General features: G+C 62.4%; 13 protein-coding genes and 1 pseudogene. 4 read left to right on the plus strand and 10 right to left on the minus strand.

Features of this window, described 5'->3' with window-relative positions; genetic code table 11:
* Positions 1–570: 570 nt before the first annotated feature.
* On the plus strand, positions 571–2,511 hold the full coding sequence (locus ACTJKL_RS03410; protein WP_275597439.1) for a M23 family metallopeptidase: 1,941 nt from the start codon (positions 571–573) through the stop codon (positions 2,509–2,511).
* Between the two features lie 80 nt (positions 2,512–2,591).
* On the opposite strand, the gene clpB is transcribed toward ACTJKL_RS03410, so the two are convergent.
* From clpB to ACTJKL_RS03440, 6 genes are all read right to left on the minus strand, one after another.
* Positions 2,592–5,198 carry an ATP-dependent chaperone ClpB gene (gene clpB / locus ACTJKL_RS03415; protein ID WP_440852189.1) on the minus strand — a complete coding sequence of 869 codons (2,607 nt, stop codon included), beginning with the start codon at positions 5,196–5,198 and terminating at the stop codon, positions 2,592–2,594.
* Positions 5,199–5,453: 255 nt separating this feature from the next.
* A complete protein-coding gene (locus ACTJKL_RS03420; RefSeq protein WP_324762233.1) occupies positions 5,454–6,098 on the minus strand; it encodes a DUF4167 domain-containing protein in 645 nt (214 codons plus the stop codon).
* 333 nt (positions 6,099–6,431) lie between these two features.
* Complete coding sequence (gene prmC / locus ACTJKL_RS03425; RefSeq protein WP_338277416.1) at positions 6,432–7,313, minus strand: peptide chain release factor N(5)-glutamine methyltransferase; 882 nt, start codon at positions 7,311–7,313, stop codon at positions 6,432–6,434.
* A 6-nt stretch (positions 7,314–7,319) separates the two neighbouring features.
* Entirely contained in the window at positions 7,320–8,402 is a 1,083-nt protein-coding gene (gene prfA, locus ACTJKL_RS03430; protein ID WP_018096967.1) for a peptide chain release factor 1, read from the minus strand.
* Positions 8,403–8,471: 69 nt separating this feature from the next.
* On the minus strand, positions 8,472–10,739 hold the full coding sequence (ptsP, locus tag ACTJKL_RS03435; protein WP_018096966.1) for a phosphoenolpyruvate--protein phosphotransferase: 2,268 nt from the start codon (positions 10,737–10,739) through the stop codon (positions 8,472–8,474).
* 190 nt (positions 10,740–10,929) lie between these two features.
* A complete protein-coding gene (locus ACTJKL_RS03440; protein ID WP_003533520.1) occupies positions 10,930–12,204 on the minus strand; it encodes an aspartate kinase in 1,275 nt (424 codons plus the stop codon).
* A gap of 355 nt (positions 12,205–12,559) precedes the next feature.
* Here ACTJKL_RS03440 and ACTJKL_RS03445 point away from each other — a divergent pair, with 355 nt between their 5' ends.
* The 3 genes and pseudogenes from ACTJKL_RS03445 (at position 12,560) to ubiG (ending at position 14,383) form a co-directional block, all read left to right on the plus strand.
* Entirely contained in the window at positions 12,560–13,105 is a 546-nt protein-coding gene (locus ACTJKL_RS03445; protein WP_440852190.1) for a dihydrofolate reductase family protein, read from the plus strand.
* A gap of 18 nt (positions 13,106–13,123) precedes the next feature.
* Positions 13,124–13,529 (plus strand): annotated as a pseudogene (locus ACTJKL_RS03450) (DoxX family protein).
* A gap of 107 nt (positions 13,530–13,636) precedes the next feature.
* Positions 13,637–14,383, plus strand: coding sequence for a bifunctional 2-polyprenyl-6-hydroxyphenol methylase/3-demethylubiquinol 3-O-methyltransferase UbiG (gene ubiG, locus ACTJKL_RS03455; RefSeq protein WP_324762237.1), 747 nt, complete (start codon positions 13,637–13,639; stop codon positions 14,381–14,383).
* A gap of 12 nt (positions 14,384–14,395) precedes the next feature.
* On the opposite strand, the gene ACTJKL_RS03460 is transcribed toward ubiG, so the two are convergent.
* From ACTJKL_RS03460 to ACTJKL_RS03475, 4 genes are all read right to left on the minus strand, one after another.
* Entirely contained in the window at positions 14,396–14,824 is a 429-nt protein-coding gene (locus ACTJKL_RS03460; protein ID WP_018096962.1) for a DUF1178 family protein, read from the minus strand.
* Positions 14,821–15,678, minus strand: a complete 858-nt coding sequence (locus ACTJKL_RS03465; RefSeq protein WP_324762239.1) for a carbon-nitrogen hydrolase family protein — start codon at positions 15,676–15,678, stop codon at positions 14,821–14,823. The genes ACTJKL_RS03460 and ACTJKL_RS03465 overlap by 4 nt, the downstream gene beginning before the upstream one ends.
* A gap of 98 nt (positions 15,679–15,776) precedes the next feature.
* On the minus strand, positions 15,777–16,061 hold the full coding sequence (grxC, locus tag ACTJKL_RS03470; RefSeq protein WP_026168806.1) for a glutaredoxin 3: 285 nt from the start codon (positions 16,059–16,061) through the stop codon (positions 15,777–15,779).
* A gap of 20 nt (positions 16,062–16,081) precedes the next feature.
* Positions 16,082–16,828: a ComF family protein gene (locus tag ACTJKL_RS03475; protein ID WP_338279295.1), complete on the minus strand. Its 747-nt coding sequence runs from the start codon at positions 16,826–16,828 to the stop codon at positions 16,082–16,084.
* Positions 16,829–16,834 lie beyond the last annotated feature (6 nt).

Below are 16,834 nucleotides of genomic sequence, written 5' to 3' on the forward strand. Positions count from 1 at the left end.
CAAAACGTGACCGCCAAAGTCTCTTTCCAGAACCAGGATCGCTCCAGGTCCCGCAAGCTCCGCCGCCCACGTTTCTCTTTCTCTATATTCAATTGTCAAAAAACAGACGAGAAACACATCCCGTCAACGTTCCAACAAGACCAAAACCTGCAAGGCCCAGTCCCGACAATCAGCATCCGCCAATCTTGGAAACCCTAGAGCGAAGGACATCGTCGCCAGCAGCGCCGCCGCCCTCGTCAGTGATCGGGCTTATAGACCCCCACCCTCCGACACGTCAACAGGGTTCTTCAAAAAAAATGACAGTTTTCTGACAAAGCCCGGCGAAGCAGGGTTTTGCGGGGCGCAGATTCTTTTTGGAGCTCGTCCCTCGGGCTGTGGATACATAATTTCGCCCTTACTTCTTCACAATCGACCGATCTAACCCAGAACATCGCCGCTTCGTTCCGGAGGCGCCGCGTCGGGGCCAGCCCTGCGCTGCGATTTGACTTCCGTAAACGGAAGATGCACATCTTCGCGCAACGTATCGACGATAAGCATACGGCAAGAGCATTTAGGGGGCCTCCAGCCTGCATGAGCAGCGATAAGAACATGCTTCGTTCGCTTGGCGACCACCCGCCGATCCTAGCGGACGGCCGTCGCGCACCGGACCGGCGCGAGATCTCGATGCGCTGGCTCTCGGGCACGTTCTTGACCGGCATTACCTCAAGTCTTCTGATGGGCGTGGCGCTCTTTGCGGCCCTCGACGGGCGGCAGCAACTGGCGATTCCGGCGGAAGCCTTTGCCGCGCTCGATCCGTCGGCGCCGGTCGGCGCCGCCAAACGGGGAGATCGCGTTCTTTCCCCCAACATCGTCGCCAAGCCAGCCGACAAGACCGTGATGGAAGTCTCGACCATGATCCATGACGGCGAGAAGGAGGTGGTGCGCCGCCAGCCCTTCGTGCATGTCAAGATGGCGCTTGCGGCCAACCACCAGACGTCCGAATCCTATCCCGACTTCGACCCGCTGGCGATCTTCTCCACGGATGAGGCGGATGCCGAAGCGCCGCCGGTGAAGACCGGAACGATCTACGGCTCCGACGTCGAGTCCGAGGTGGCATTGAAGACCGTGGATTTTCCGCTGAACGGCGGCGGCTTCGCACTCGGGCCCTCGATGTCGCTCGACGAGGTCGAGGAGAACGTCCGCACCAACGGCTCGGTGCTGACTGAAGGCAATACCCAGGTCGCCTCGCTCTTCTATGTCGACCCGCAACGCTTCGCTTCCGACGCCGACAACCTCGACCTGATGCAGGGCCTCGCCGCGCGCGTCGTCGAGGAGAACATGAGCGTTTCCTCCTATGAGAACATCACGAAGCAAAGCGTCGAATACGCCGATGACATCATACCGGTGCGCCGCGCCATACCCATTGCCACGGCGATGATCAATGCGGGATATGCCAAGGCCCAGGCCGAAGACGCGGCCGGCTATCTCGAAAAGGCGCTCGGCGCCAAGGAACTCGGCCCTGGCGACGTGCTGCGCATCGGCATCATTCAGAAGGGCGAAGAAGCAAAGATCGTCCGTGCCACGATCTATTCCCATAGCCGGCACGTGCTGACCATGGCAGTGGACGACCGCGGCCGTTTCATTCCCGGCGCCGAGCCGGCGAAGCTCGAAGCGGTAGCGGCTGCCTTCGACGATACCGGCAGGCCGGTGATTTCCAGCGGCCACGACCTGCCGAGGGTCTACGACGGCATCTACCGTGCGGCCCTTTCCTACGGCATGAACGCCGACATGATCGCGCTGGTCGTCAAGCTTTTGGCGAGCAATGTCGACTTCCAGGCTCAGCTGAAGCCGACGGATTCGCTCGAAGCCTTCTTCTCGGTCGCCGATGAAAGCGGCAGGGCAACGGAAGATTCGGAACTGCTCTACGTCAACGCCAAATTCGGCGACGCCGAGACGCGGTTCTACCGCTTCCAGGATCCGGACGACAATTCGATCGATTATTTCGACAAGGACGGCAAGAGCATTCGCCAGTTCCTGCTGCGCAATCCCGTTCCGAACGGCCATTTCCGCTCCGGCTTCGGCATGCGCCGCCACCCGATCCTCGGCTTCTCGCGCATGCACACCGGCGTCGACTGGTCCGCTCCGCGCGGCACTCCGATCATCGCGGCCGGAAACGGCGTCGTGCAGAAGGCCGGCTGGGACTCCGGCGGCTACGGCAACCAGACGCTGATCCGCCACGCCAACGGCTATGTGTCCTCCTACAATCACCAGAGCGCGATCGCCAAAAGCGTCAAGCCGGGAACGAAGGTCGTCCAGGGTCAGGTGATCGGCTGGGTCGGAACGACCGGCCTCTCCACCGGCCCGCACCTCCACTACGAACTTATCGTCAACGGCAACAAGGTGGATCCATTGCGTATCCGGCTGCCGGGAGGAAAATCGCTCGGGGGCGAGGCGCTGGCGAAGTTCGAGAAGGAACGCGAACGCATCGACGAGCTTCTCGGCGACGATGCGAACGAGGTCGCAAGCAAGTAGTCGACCCATCGACGGTATCGCGAACTCGCAACAAAAAGGCCGCCCGGAGGGCGGCCTTCGTGGCTGTCGGAATGCGAGGCTTACGCGGCTTCCTGGTTCGCCCCCGCCCCGCGCTTGAAGTTCAGACGGTCTGAACCGGCAACGACCTTGATCACCGAGCCATCCGGGAACTCGCCCTGCAGCACTTTTTCGGCCAGCGGATCCTGCACGTATTTCTGGATCGCCCGCTTCAGGGGGCGAGCGCCGTAGGCCGGATCGTAGCCCCTGTCCGCCAGGAAAACGCGTGCATCGTCCTCGAGCTCGAGCGTGATCTTGCGATCCGCGAGGAGCTTGCGCAGCCTTTCGAGCTGAATGTCGACGATCGCGCCCATCTCCGAACGGCGCAGCCGGTGGAACAGGATGATCTCGTCGACGCGGTTCAGGAATTCCGGACGGAAAGCGGCTCTCACCACTTCCATGACCTGATCGCGAACCGCATCGCTGTCTTCGTTTTCGCCGAGTGCGGTCAGGTATTCCGCACCGAGGTTCGAGGTCATGATGATCATCGTGTTCTTGAAGTCGACCGTGCGCCCCTGACCGTCGGTCAGACGCCCATCGTCAAGCACCTGCAGCAGAACGTTGAAGACATCCGGATGCGCCTTCTCGATCTCGTCGAACAGCACGACCTGATAGGGCCGGCGGCGGACGGATTCCGTCAGCGCCCCACCCTCCTCATAACCGACATAGCCGGGAGGCGCGCCGATCAGGCGGGCGACCGAATGCTTCTCCATGTACTCGGACATGTCGATCCGCATCAGCGCGGTCTCGTCGTCGAAGAGGAAGCGGGCAAGCGCCTTGGTGAGCTCCGTCTTGCCGACCCCTGTCGGACCCAGGAAGATGAAGGAGCCGATCGGCCGGTTCGGATCCTGAAGCCCTGCGCGCGAACGGCGAACCGCCCGCGAGACGGCCTGCACGGCATCACCCTGACCGACGACCCATTTCGCCAGCTCGTCTTCCATCCTGAGCAGCTTGTCGCGCTCGCCTTCCAGCATCTTGTCGACCGGAATGCCGGTCCATCGAGATACGATGTGGGCGATGTTGTCGGGGGTCACGACTTCCTGCACCATCGGGTTGGCGCTGGCGCCATCCTGGCTTTCCGCTTCCGTCAGTTCCTTTTCGAGATTCGGGATCACGCCGTAGGCAAGCTCCCCTGCCCGCTGGAACTCGCCGTTGCGCTGCGCGATCTGCAGCTCGTTGCGCGCTTCGTCGAGCTGCTTCTTGAGATCGGCTGCCTGCCCGAGCTTCTGCTTCTCGGCCTGCCAGCGCGCCGTCAATGCCGCTGCCTCCTCTTCGAGCGAAGACAGATCGAGTTCGAGCTTGGCAAGGCGATCCTTGGAAGAAACGTCTGTCTCCTTTTTCAAGGCTTCCCGTTCGATCTTCAGCTGAATGACGCGCCTGTCGAGTTCGTCGAGTTCCTCAGGCTTCGAATCGACCTGCATCCTGAGGCGCGAGGCTGCCTCGTCCATGAGGTCGATCGCCTTGTCGGGAAGGAAACGATCGGTGATGTAGCGGTTGGAAAGGGCCGCGGCGGCAACCAGCGCGGAATCGGAGATCCGCACCTTGTGATGCTGCTCGTATTTTTCCTTCAGGCCGCGCAGGATCGAGATCGTATCCTCGACCGTCGGCTCCTCGACCATGACCGGCTGGAACCGGCGGGCAAGGGCCGCGTCCTTCTCGACGTGCTTGCGGTATTCGTCGAGCGTCGTCGCGCCGACGCAGTGCAGCTCGCCGCGGGCGAGCGCGGGCTTCAGGAGGTTCGAGGCATCCATAGCCCCGTCCGCCTTGCCTGCACCGACCAGCGTATGCATTTCATCGATGAAGAGGATGATCTCGCCACCTTCCGAGCGCACTTCGTTCAGCACGGCCTTGAGCCGCTCTTCGAATTCACCGCGGAACTTCGCACCGGCGATCAACGCGCCCATGTCGAGCGCCATCAGGCGCTTGTCCTTCAGGCTTTCAGGCACATCGCCGTTGACGATTCTCAGCGCCAGGCCTTCCGCGATCGCGGTCTTGCCGACGCCCGGCTCGCCGATCAGCACGGGATTGTTCTTCGTCCGGCGCGAGAGCACCTGGATCGTTCGGCGGATCTCGTCGTCCCGGCCGATCACCGGATCGAGCTTGCCTTCCCTCGCCTCGGCGGTCAGATCTCGCGCGTACTTCTTGAGCGAATCGAAACCCTGTTCGGCATTGGCGCTGTCGGCGGTGCGGCCCTTGCGGATTTCGTTGATGACCTGGTTGAGCTTCGTCGGCGTGACGCCGGCCTTGGAGAGGATCGACGCCGTCGCGGCCGAGCTTTCGATCGCCAGTGCCAGAAGCAGGCGTTCGACGGTTACGAAGCTGTCGCCGGCCCTCTTGGCGGCCTCTTCCGCTGCGGTGAACACCTTGGCGAGCGGCTGCGACAGATAGACGGAGCCGTTGCCGCCGGTCACCTTCGGAAGCTTCGCCAAAGCTGCGGCCGTACCAACCTTGGCTTCGCGCGCATTGCCGCCGGCGCGCTCGATAAGCGAAGCCGCCATGCCCTGATCGTCGTCGAGCAATACTTTGAGGACGTGCTCCGGCGTGAATTGCTGGTGCCCTTCGGCCAGTGCATAGGTCTGCGCCGACTGCAGGAAACCGCGGACGCGTTCCGAATATTTTTCGATATCCATTCTCTACCTCCATAGCCCGGCGAGCCCATCATCGTGGCACTGGCCGGCGTTTCAGGATCAGGCTCCCGCATTCGGCAAGCCTTCGAAGCGAAATATGGTGCAGCGTTCTTCGGAATTAAAGGGCGGCAAATGGAGGCAGCGGAGACAATCGCGTGCGAATGTGCTCGCAGTGGATGCGGCACGCGTCGAGATCTTGCGAAAGCAAAAAGCCCAGCCGTTACGGGCTTGGCCTTTAAGAGAATCGCTGCGGAAGGGTTATTCCGAGGCGGCGAGCGCCGGGGTGCTGCCGTCGGTTTCGGGTTGCGCATCGCCCCCTGCCTCTTCCTGCGCGCCGCGGCGCGGCTGCCGGCGAGGCCGGCTCGTGCTGCGGCGACGGGAGGCCGAGCGACCGGCCGATCCCTGCGCTTCCTCTTCCATGGCGACTTCGGCGGGCATGCCCTCGATCACCGGCTGAGGACCCGAACCGTCGATGACCGGCTGAGGCTCGTTGGCCGGAGCCGCTGCGGCCGCCGGAGCGGCCGGCATTTCCTCTGCATAGCCCTGATCCAGATCGTCCTGATCGCGATCGGACGAGTCACGTTCCTGATAGTCCTGGCGTTCGTCGCGCTGGAACCGGTCCTGCATCTGAGCCTGCGCAGCCGCGATGATGCGGTTGTAATGCTCGGCATGCTGCAGATAGTTCTCAGCGATCACGCGGTCGCCGGAGCTCTGCGCGTCGCGAGCAAGGGCCGCATATTTTTCGGCGATGTGCTGTGCGGTACCACGAATCTTCACATCCGGGCCGGAGCTGTCGTAGGTCCGCGTCAAGGGATTGGATCCCTTGCGATTGTTGTTGTTGTTGTTTCCGCTGTTGTTGTTATTCCGCCCACGGCCGCGCTTGTTTTGCTGTCCTGGCCTCATAGTCCATTCACCTGAATTTTCTTGATAATGATGATCATGTGGTTCCGCTCTCGGTGCGGAAAGTCCGCACCTGAGAAAACATGCGCCATGACAGATCGCCTCTTCGCGATCTCGGCGCCGGTCAACGTTAAATTAACAGGTACCCGCACAAGGCACTGTCGAACCCTAGCAACTCTTTCTTGAGAGCAATCCCCGTGGCCAGGTCATACTGGAACGAATCCTTGGTCCATGACCTTCTGCCCAGTGCGCGGGGTGAAACTAGCCCGCTTCCTTCGGGATTCCAAGCCCTTTCTTTGCTCTTCCGGAAAAGAGAAGTGCGAGTGCAGCATTTTTTCAACGGTTATTGCTGCGCTCAATATCCTGCTGGAACATCAGGACCCGATCGTTGCCGCCGAGGTCCTTCGCGGCAGATAGCAAACGAAAGCCCTGCGCTTCGAATAGCGCCGTTACCGCTCGTTTTTGATCGAAACCGATTTCCAAGCCTATTACGCCGTCTGTTTCGAGATGGCGACCAGCGTGAGAAGCAATGGCACGATAGGCATCAAGCCCATCCTCTCCGCCATCAAGTGCGGCGACCGGATCGTGGTATCTCACTTCCGGTTCAAGCTCCGGTATTACATTGGACCGGATATAAGGCGGATTTGAGACGATGATATCGAACCGCCCATCCACCGCCTCGAACCAATTGCTCCGAACGGCTCCGAAGCGTGCCGCCAAGCCATTCCTGCGCGCATTTTCAAGTGCTGTCGCCAGCGCGTCTTCCGATATATCGGTACCGAGACCGTGCGCGTCAAGTACCGCTGCGAGAAGAGCGAGACAAATCGCACCCGTGCCCGTTCCAAGGTCGACGATGCGACAACTCCCCTTGCTTGAAGCGATTCGCCGCGCATGGGGAACCAGGCAGTCGACCAGGGTCTCGGTGTCAGGACGCGGCTCCAGCGTCTCTTTCGAGAGCTTGAGCTTCATGCCGAAGAATTCCCGCTCGCCGAGAATCCGGTAGACCGGCTCATGCGCCGCGCGGCGCTCGACTGCGGCACGAATGCGAGCCGCATCCTCGTCGCTGACGAGCTCTCTTCCGCGCGTCAGGAGCGCGGCCAGCGCAAGGTCGAGCAGGCCGGAGATCAGGTGGCGTGCATCGAGCCCCGCCGATTCGAGGCCGGCGGCCTTCAGCCTGTCGCGGCTCTCGGCTAGGAGGCTGTCGAGGGTTTGGGCCATTGAAACTCAGTTCTGCCTTTCGCCGAGCAGCGCGAGCTGGCTTGCCTGATGGTCGGCGAGCAGCGCATCCACCACGTCGTCGATCTCACCTTCCATCATTCGATCGAGCTTGTAGAGCGTGAGATTGATGCGGTGGTCGGTCAGGCGTCCCTGCGGGAAATTGTAGGTGCGTATGCGCTCGGAACGATCGCCGGAACCTACCTGGCTCCTGCGGTCGGCCGAACGCTCGCTGTCGGCGCGCTGCCGTTCCATGTCATAGAGCCGGGAGCGCAGCACCTGCATCGCCTTGGCACGGTTCTGATGCTGCGACTTTTCCGAACTGGTGACGACGATGCCGGTCGGAATATGGGTTATGCGCACGGCCGAATCGGTCGTGTTGACGTGCTGTCCGCCTGCTCCCGAGGAACGCATCGTATCGACGCGGATATCCTCCGGGCGGACCTCGATGTCGATCTCTTCGGCCTCCGGCAACACCGCGACCGTCGCGGCCGACGTATGGATCCGGCCGCTGGCTTCCGTCTCCGGCACGCGCTGCACCCGGTGGACGCCGGACTCGAATTTCAACCGCGAGAAGACACCGCGTCCCGATACCGTTGCGATGATTTCCTTGTAGCCGCCGGCCTCGCCCTCGCTCGCGGACAGCACTTCGACTCGCCAGCCCTTGCCCGCCGCGTATCGCTCGTACATGCGGAAGAGATCGCCGGCGAAGAGGGCGGCTTCCGAGCCACCCGTACCGGCCCGGATTTCGAGGATCGCGCTCTTTTCGTCGGCCGCATCCTTCGGCAGGAGCAGGATCTGGATTTCCTGCTCAAGCGCTTCGATCTTCTCTTCGACTTCGGGCTTTTCCATCTCCGCGAGGTCGCGCATCTCCTTGTCGGTCGCCCGGTCGGCAAGCATCGCTGCGATGTCGGCAAGCTCGGCCGTCGCCTTTTCATAGGCGCGAATCTTCGACACGACCGGCTGTAGCTCGGAATATTCCGAGGCCAGCTTCACGTAAACGTCGGCCGACGGGCCGGCGGACATGCGCGCCTCGATTTCGCCGAACCGCCGCTCCAGTTCGCGCATCTTTTCAACGGGAAGCTTTGCCAAATCTCACTCCAAATGCACTCGCCTCGCCCGGACCGCGTCCGGACGGAGACGAGAGCCCTCTTGTTCAATCTAAACCGGTATGCCGTTCGCCGCAGCGAAATCGACCAGGAGCTGGCGGATCGACGTGTCGGACTTGACGTCGTCGAGCGCCGCCTCAAGGAGTTCGTTGAGCCTGCCGGCATCCAGCGCCAGGAGCATTGCCTTGACCGGCCCGACAGCCGTCGGCGACATCGAAACCGACCGGAAGCCGAGCCCGAGCAGCGCCATGGCCGAAAGCGGTTTGCTTGCCATCTCGCCGCAAAGCGTCACGGGCGTGTTGTTGCGCTCGCCGGCCCGCACGATCTCCCGGAGAATCCGCAGGAACGGCCGGCCGAGAATGTCGAAACGTTCGGAAACACGGGCATTACCGCGGTCGACCGCCATGGCGAACTGGAAGAGATCGTTCGAGCCGACCGAAACGAAATCCACTTCGGCCATCAGTTCGTCGAGCTGCCAAAGCAGCGCCGGCACTTCCAGCATCGCCCCGAACTGCAGCTTGCGCGGCAGTTGTTCGCCGAGCTTCGATTGGCGCTCGATCTCCTTCTGCAGGAGTTCTCGCGCGCTCTTCAGCTCCGCGACTTCCGTTACCATCGGCAGCATCATCTTGAGCTCGGCGCCGACCGTCGCTCTCAGCATTGCCCGGAACTGGGTACGCAGGAGACCCGGCCGATCGAGCGACAGCCTGATGGCGCGCCAGCCGAGCGCCGGGTTCTCCTCTTCCGCGGCACGGAAATAGGGAACGACCTTGTCGCCGCCGATATCCAGCGTCCGGAAGGTGACCGGCTTCCCCGCCGTCTGCTTCATGACGTTGCGGTAGAAAGCTTCCTGCTCCTCGGCCTTGGGCATGGTCGAAGCGATCATGAATTGCAGTTCGGTCCGGAAGAGACCGATACCTTCGGCACCAGCCTCGTTCAGATGGGGCAAGTCGACCAGCAGCCCGGCATTCATCTGCAACGTAATGCGCTTGCCGTCCTTCGTCAGGGGTTCGACATCGCGGAGAGCGCGGAACTGCGCCTGTCTGCGCGCACGGAAGCGCACTTTCTCCTCGTAAGCGCGCTGCAGATCGGCCATCGGCCGCAGATGCACCTTCGCATCGTCGCCGTCGACGATGATCGCATCGCGGTTTTCGGCGAGCGCCACTGCCCCTGCCGCCTGGCCGACCACCGGAATGCCCATGGCGCGGGCGACGATGACCACATGGCTGGTGACCGCCCCCTCCTCCAGCACGAGACCGCGCACGTTCTCGCGCGGATAGTCGAGCAACTCCGCAGCGCCCATGGCGCGCGCGACGACGATCGCGTCATTCGGGAAATCGGCAGCCGAAAGCTTGGCGCCATAACCCGAAAGCTGGCGCAACAGCCGGTTCGCAAGATCGTCGAAATCGTGCATCCGCTCGCGCAGATACGGATCGGTCAGCCGGATCATCCGCGCCTTGGTCTCGCTCTGCACCCGCTCCACCGCCGCTTCCGCCGTCAGGCCGTTGCGGATCGCCTCCTCGAGCTTTCTCACCCAGCCGCGGTCGTGGGCGAACATGCGGTAGGTCTCGAGAACCGCGCGGTGCTCGCCCTCCATCGAGACGTCGCGGCGCGACAGCATGTCGTCGATGGAGATGCGCAGCGACCCGAGCGCTTCCGCAAGCCGCTGCAGTTCCTGCTCCGTGTCCTCGTTGAGCAGATTGGTGACGACGATGCGAGGCTCATGCAGGACGACATATCCGAGCCCTATGCCTTCGCCGTAGCTGTTGCCCTCGATCGTCACCGGGCGGGACAGATCGAGCTCGAGCCCGGGCTTGGTGATCTTCTTGAGCTCGCCAGTCGCAACCATCTCGGCGAGCACCATGGCGGTCGTTTCCAGCGCCTCGACCTCGTCCTCGCGATAGTTGCGCTGCGCCTTGTTCTGCACGACGAGGACGCCGAGCGCGCGGCCGGTGCGCAGGATCGGAACGCCGAGGAAAGAGTGATAAATCTCTTCGCCCGTCTCGGGCAGGTAGGTGAAGGCCGGGTGCGACTGGGCATCGGAGAGATTGAGCGGCCGCGCCGAAGCCGCGATCGTGCCGACGAGACCCTGTCCCATCTTCAGTTGCGCCAGGTGCACCGCCGTCTTGTTCAGACCTTCGGTCGCGTAAAGTTCGAGCACGCCATCGGAGCGCAGCACGTAAACCGAGCACACTTCCGCAACCATGTTCTGCGCTATCTGGCGCACGATCCGGTCAAGGCGCTCCTGCGGCTCGAGCGGTTCCGCCATGAGCTCGCGCAACCGCTTGAGGAGAACGCGCGGACCTGCGGAAAGGTCTCTCATCGCGTGGGGTCTCCTGAATAAGAATAAACGTCGGGCCCATGCGGGACGCCGCGGCCTCTGCATGCATCCTCGAAGCGAAATCGATCCGAGGACAAGTTCATGCAGCAGTTCCAATCACTACAGCGACGTCTTCCGTGTCTTTTCAGACGCGCGGCGCCGGGTCGCGAATCCCAAATCAAATGCCTGCCGTTTAACTCTTATCCAGACCGTAGACGGAATGCAAAGTGCGAACGGCCAATTCGGCGTAAGGTCCGTCGATCAGGATGGAGATCTTGATTTCGGAGGTGGTGATCGCCTTGATGTTGATCCCCTTGTCAGCAAGTGCCCGAAACGCGGAAGCGGCGACGCCCGCATGGCTGCGCATGCCGATGCCGATCACCGAGACCTTGACGAGGCCCGACTCCGACTGAATGACGTCATAGCCGATCTTTTCCTTGTTATCCCCCAGAACCCTGAGGGCCTTGTCGACGTCGCCGGACGGCACGGTGAAGGTCATGTCGGTCTTCGAGCCGTCTTCCGAAATGTTCTGGACGATCATGTCGACATTGATATGGGCTTCCGCAAGCGGCCCGAAGATCGCGGCGGAAACGCCCGGCCGGTCGGCCAGGCGGCGCAGCGAGATCTGTGCTTCATCCTTGGCATAGGCGATGCCGGTTACGACTTCCTGTTCCACGATCTCATCCTCATCACAAATCAGCGTTCCGGGCGGGTTCATGAGATCACCCATGCCCGGCGCATCGGGGTCTTCGAAAGAAGAACGCACGAATGTGCGTACCTTGTGCACCATGGCGAGCTCGACCGAGCGTACCTGCAGCACCTTGGCGCCGAGAGACGCCATTTCCAGCATTTCCTCGAAAGCGATCTTCTTCAAACGCCGGGCCTTCGGCTCGATGCGCGGGTCCGTCGTGTAGACGCCGTCGACGTCGGTGTAGATGTCGCAGCGATCGGCCTTGACGGCGGCTGCGATCGCGACGGCGGAGGTGTCCGAGCCGCCGCGGCCGAGCGTCGCCAGGCGGTTGTCCGGACCGAGACCCTGGAAGCCGGCGACGACCGCCACCTGACCCTCGCCCATGCGTCGGATGACGTCGGCGCCGTCAATTTCGAGAATGCGGGCCGCACCATGGGCGTTATCGGTCTTGATCGGCAACTGCCAGCCCTGCCAAGAGCGGGCGTTGATGCCCATCGACTGCAGCGCGATCGCGAGCAGGCCGGAGGTCACCTGTTCGCCTGAGGCGACGACCGCGTCATATTCGCGCGCATCGTAGAAGGGGGCGTTCGAGCCCGCGACCTTCGGCATGTTTTCGACCCAGCCGACCAGCTCGTTGGTCTTGCCGGACATGGCGGAAACGACGACAGCAACCTCGTGGCCGGCATCGACCTCGCGTTTCACATGGCGCGCGACATTGTGGATGCGGTTCAAATCTGCGACGGAGGTCCCGCCGAATTTCATCACGATGCGTGCCATTTCGCCTCTACCGTACCACCATGTTTGCGCGCCCGATGCAGCGACCTTGGAGCGTCCAAGAAGACGCGCGTCGCCGTAGACGCGACAGGAAAACGCCCCCGCCGGCGCCTGACGATCAAAAAGCTTGAAGGAGACTTCTCGGACATCGGCCAGTCACCGCCTCGGGGAGCGGAAAGTCGCGGCGTCTCTTAGCGGATCAGCGGGCTGCGTGCAATGGCCGTCAAAGCGGTGGCCAAGAGCATGACTCTGGGCCAGGGGGAACCGATGTCGATTCAAAACCACTTGCATTTCGATACTGGTTCTGTCAATCTCACTTCAGACGCAGGGCGGTGGCCGCCCAATGGGAGGAAGGACAATGCGCAAAGTCATCATGTGGGACATGGTCAGTGTCGACGGGTTTTTCGAGGCGCCGGGGCATGACATCGGCTGGTTCGTTTTCGAAGACGAACTCGACGCCTATATCCGCGAGACGCAGTTCGAGGCCGGCACGCTGCTCTTCGGCCGCACCACCTACGAACTCATGGCCGCCTATTGGCCCTCGTCGGAGGATCATATCGCCGCCTTCATGAACGGCGTCGAGAAATACGTCTTCTCCAGGACGCTCAGAAGTGCCGACTGGAACAACACGACCCTTGTTTCCGGCGAGGCCGCCGACGAGGTCAGGCGCCTGAAAGAACGCGAAGGCGGCGCAATCTTCATCTTCGGCAGCGCCGATTTCGCTTCGACGCTGATCGCTCAAGGGCTCGTCGATGAATACCGTCTCGGCATCAATCCGGTGCTGCTGGGCAAGGGCACACCCCTCTTTCAAAACGTTGCCGAGCGGCAGAAGCTCGAGCTTACTCATGTCCGTCCTCTGAAGTCCGGTGTCGTCATCCTGCATTACCGGCCGGAATTGGCGTGATCGGCGAAGGAGGAGGCTATGGAGAACCGTCTTTCCATCTATGCGCCGCAGGCGCTCGCCCTGCTCAGGATCGTGACCGCTCTGCTCTTCGTTCATGCCGGCATGGTGCTGCTCTTCAACGTTCCGGCATCGACCCATCCGTTGCCGCCGCCGGAAATGAAGCCGATCCTCCTGGTGGCCGGCATCCTGGAACTCGTCGGCGGCGCTTTGGTGCTCGTCGGGCTCTTCACCCGCGCGGCGGCCTTCATCCTGTCGGGCATGATGGCCGTCGCCTATTGGGGCTTTCATGCGCCGATGAACATGTGGCCCGCCAACAATATGGGCAGCGCCGCAATTCTCTTCAGCTTCATCTATCTCTATCTCGTTTTCGCCGGCAGGCGCCTGGAGTCTCGACGCTCGCCGGGTGCGAGCCTCAGGCCCTTGACATCCCCCGCCGATCGTCCGACTTCAGCATCGGATCGATGAGCTACAGCGAGCTTTGCGCGCCCGATGAGGACGCGCGGCACCGAAGAACGAGGCAAGGAGGCTCTCATGAGCGAGACGGCGCGCACGACGATCGACCAGAGCGAGGTGGACCGCTTCTCGGCCATGGCGGCCGAATGGTGGGATCCGACCGGCAAGTTCCGCCCGCTGCACAAATTCAATCCCGTGCGCCTCGCCTATATCCGTGACAAGGTCTCGGAGCATTTCGGCCGCGATCCGAAGAGCCGGCAGCCGCTCGAAGGGCTGCGAGTCCTCGATATCGGCTGCGGCGGCGGGCTTCTTTCCGAGCCGATGGCCCGGATGGGAGCGGACGTCGTGGGGGCCGACGCCTCGGAAAAGAACATAGGCATCGCCAAAACGCATGCGGCCGGCAGCGGCGTCAGCGTCGATTATCGCGCCGTAACGGCGGAGGCCCTTGCCGAAGCCGGCGAGAGCTTCGACGTCGTTTTGAACATGGAGGTGGTCGAGCATGTCGCGGACGTCGAATTCTTCATGACCACCTGCGCGCATATGGTGCGCCCGGGCGGCCTGATGTTCGTCGCAACCATCAACCGCACGCTGAAAGCGGCAGCACTCGCGATCTTCGCGGCCGAAAACGTGTTGCGCTGGCTGCCGCGCGGTACCCACCAATATGAAAAGCTCGTGCGGCCGGAGGAGCTCGAAAAGCCTCTCGCCGCAAGCGGCATGGAGATTGCCGACCGCACCGGCGTCTTCTTCAATCCCCTGGCCAACCAGTGGAACCTGTCGAAGGATATGGACGTCAATTACATGATCGTGGCGAAACGGCCGATCTGAGCCCTGTTATCGTCAGTTCGTGTCGTCCGGCAGCACCGGCAGTGGGGCGATCTCGATTCCCTCCTCGATCAGGGCAATCGCCTCTTCCGCCGTCGCCTTGCCGATCAGCCCGCGCTGGTCGGCTTCGCCGTAATGAATCTTGCGCGCCTCGTCCGGGAAGCGCTCACCGACGTCTTCCGCGTTCTCGCGGATCGATTTCACCAGTTCCTTGAGCTTGGCGACTGCTTCCTTCTGCGCCTGATCCATCACCAGTTCGCGGCGCGCCTCCTTCTTGCGCGCCGTTGAGACGGCGGGCGCCATCAGTTTCTTGCTGACGGAAACGGAACCGCAACTGGGGCAGGCGACCAGGCGCCGCTCGACCTGCCGGTCGAAATCGTCGCTCGAGGAGAACCAGCCTTCGAAGTCGTGGCCCTCGTCACAGGCAAGATTGTAGTGGATCACGCTGCAGCGCCTCCTTTTCCCGCCGGAACCACCTCATCCAACACGAAGCTGCGCGCATTCCTGAGGTTGGGAATCTTCTCGCGCGCCGCGTGCACCGCCGCCACATCGATCTCGGCGACGATGATTTCCTCGCCGGTCGGAGCGGCTTCGGCCAGCACCCTGCCCCAGGGATCGATGATCATCGAGTGGCCGAAGGTTTCCCGGCCATCCTCGTGCGTGCCCGCTTGAGCGGCGGCAATAACGAAGAGCCCGTTTTCGATGGCCCGAGCGCGTAACAGGATTTCCCAATGCGCTTCGCCGGTCTGGCGCGTGAACGCAGCCGGCACCGTCATGATCTCGGCTCCGGCCACGGCCTGCTGACGAAACAGCTCGGGGAAACGGATATCGTAGCAGATCGAAAAGCCGAGTTTGCCGAAGGGGAGATCCGCGATACGCGCGGTATGACCCGGATGATAGGCGGCGCTCTCGCGCCAGCTCTCGCCATTCTCCAGATCCACGTCGAACATGTGGATCTTGTCGTAGTCACAGATCTTCGCGCCGTCAGGCCCGAACAGGAAGCCGCGATTGGCAATCTTTCCATCCGCGCGCGCGATCGGCGTCGAGCCGACATGCAGGTAGAGGCCGAGCTCGCGGGCAAGTCGGGATGCCTCGCGAATGACGACGTCGTTCTCCCCATCCTTCAACACCGACCGCAAACCCGTCCGGTCGCGCTGGACCGCTCCGGTCATCTCCGGCGTCTGGACATAGGTTGCACCCCGCGAAGCGGCTTCGCGCACCAGCTTCGCCATCGTCTCCGCATTTCTTGCGGGATCGACACCGGAGCACATCTGGACGGCGGCTGCCTTGAAGGTCATCGCTTTCTTTCTCCCAAGCGGAACTCTGGATCAGAACGATCCGGCATCGCAGCACTCATCTCTTTTTCGGATGGGCAGGACAGTCGTGACATGCCACTTCAGGCCGCGAGCATATCGTCGAGCTTGCCGGCGCGATCGAGCGCATGCAACTCGTCGCAGCCGCCGACGGGAACATCATTGATGATGATTTGCGGGAACGTTCTGCCGCCCCTGGATTTTTCCATCATCTCCTGGCGAAGTTCAGGCGCATAAGTGGCGTCATACTCGGTGAAGTCGACACCTTTGCTTTCCAGAAGTTTCTTCGCCCTCGTGCAATAGCCGCAGAACTGACGCGTATAAATGACGACCGAAGCCATGGTCTCCAACTGCTCCTTCACCGGCATCGATCGCCGGACATTTCTTGTCATATAGGACCGGACATGGCCCTTGCAAAGGTCAAAACCGTGACGTCTCCGGCGCCCGCACGCTTCAGCGCGCGTGTCGCAGCGGCAACGGTCGCGCCGGTCGTATAGACGTCGTCTACGAGAACGATGCGCTTGCCCGCGAGCTCCCGCTTCGCGCCTTCGGGGACTGCGAAGGCGCCGCGGACATTCTCCTCGCGTGCCCTGGCGCCAAGCCCGACCTGGCGGCTCGTGCGCTTGGTGCGGCGAAGGACCTCCGGTCGATAGGCTCTTGCGGAACGTTCGGCAATGACGCGTGCAAGCTCCGCCGCCTGATTGAACTTGCGCCTCCAGAGGCGGAGCGCATGGAGCGGAACCGGCACGATCATGTCCGCCGCTGCCACGGCACCGTCGCCGGCGCGGATCATCCACTCGGCCATCATGGGCGCAAGGTCGGTGCGATCACGGTATTTCAAGCCATGCACGAGATCGCGGACGATTCCTTCGTGAATGGCCACCGAGCGCAGCCTGTCGAAGACCGGAGGATTGGCGATGGCCTCGGGCGAAACCGCGCCCTCGCCAGGATCATAGGCGAAGGGCAAGCCCAGAACCTCGCAATAGGGCCGCTCGATGAGCGGCATGCCTGCCCAGCAGGAAGCGCAGACGGCATGGGCATGGCCGGTCAGCCGGCCGCATCCCGAGCAGACGGGCGGAAAGACGAGATCGACCGCCTGGGCCGCAATCCGGCGGAGCATGCCCGCCCAATCCATCGCCTG

The organism is Sinorhizobium sp. 22678 (assembly GCF_052044265.1).
Classification (GTDB): Bacteria; Pseudomonadota; Alphaproteobacteria; order Rhizobiales; family Rhizobiaceae; genus Sinorhizobium; species Sinorhizobium meliloti_A.

Bases quoted from the DNA above. Each gene is read 5' to 3' on its own strand.
- ACTJKL_RS03410 (WP_275597439.1), top strand. From the start codon at position 571: ATGAGCAGCGATAAGAACATGCTTCGTTCGCTTGGCGACCACCCGCCG.
- clpB (WP_440852189.1), bottom strand. From the start codon at position 5,198: ATGGATATCGAAAAATATTCGGAACGCGTCCGCGGTTTCCTGCAGTCG.
- ACTJKL_RS03420 (WP_324762233.1), bottom strand. From the start codon at position 6,098: ATGAGGCCAGGACAGCAAAACAAGCGCGGCCGTGGGCGGAATAACAAC.
- prmC (WP_338277416.1), bottom strand. From the start codon at position 7,313: ATGGCCCAAACCCTCGACAGCCTCCTAGCCGAGAGCCGCGACAGGCTG.
- ptsP (WP_018096966.1), bottom strand. From the start codon at position 10,739: ATGAGAGACCTTTCCGCAGGTCCGCGCGTTCTCCTCAAGCGGTTGCGC.
- ACTJKL_RS03440 (WP_003533520.1), bottom strand. From the start codon at position 12,204: ATGGCACGCATCGTGATGAAATTCGGCGGGACCTCCGTCGCAGATTTG.
- ACTJKL_RS03445 (WP_440852190.1), top strand. From the start codon at position 12,560: ATGCGCAAAGTCATCATGTGGGACATGGTCAGTGTCGACGGGTTTTTC.
- ubiG (WP_324762237.1), top strand. From the start codon at position 13,637: ATGAGCGAGACGGCGCGCACGACGATCGACCAGAGCGAGGTGGACCGC.
- ACTJKL_RS03465 (WP_324762239.1), bottom strand. From the start codon at position 15,678: ATGACCTTCAAGGCAGCCGCCGTCCAGATGTGCTCCGGTGTCGATCCC.
- grxC (WP_026168806.1), bottom strand. From the start codon at position 16,061: ATGCCGGTGAAGGAGCAGTTGGAGACCATGGCTTCGGTCGTCATTTAT.
- ACTJKL_RS03475 (WP_338279295.1), bottom strand. From the start codon at position 16,828: ATGGATTGGGCGGGCATGCTCCGCCGGATTGCGGCCCAGGCGGTCGAT.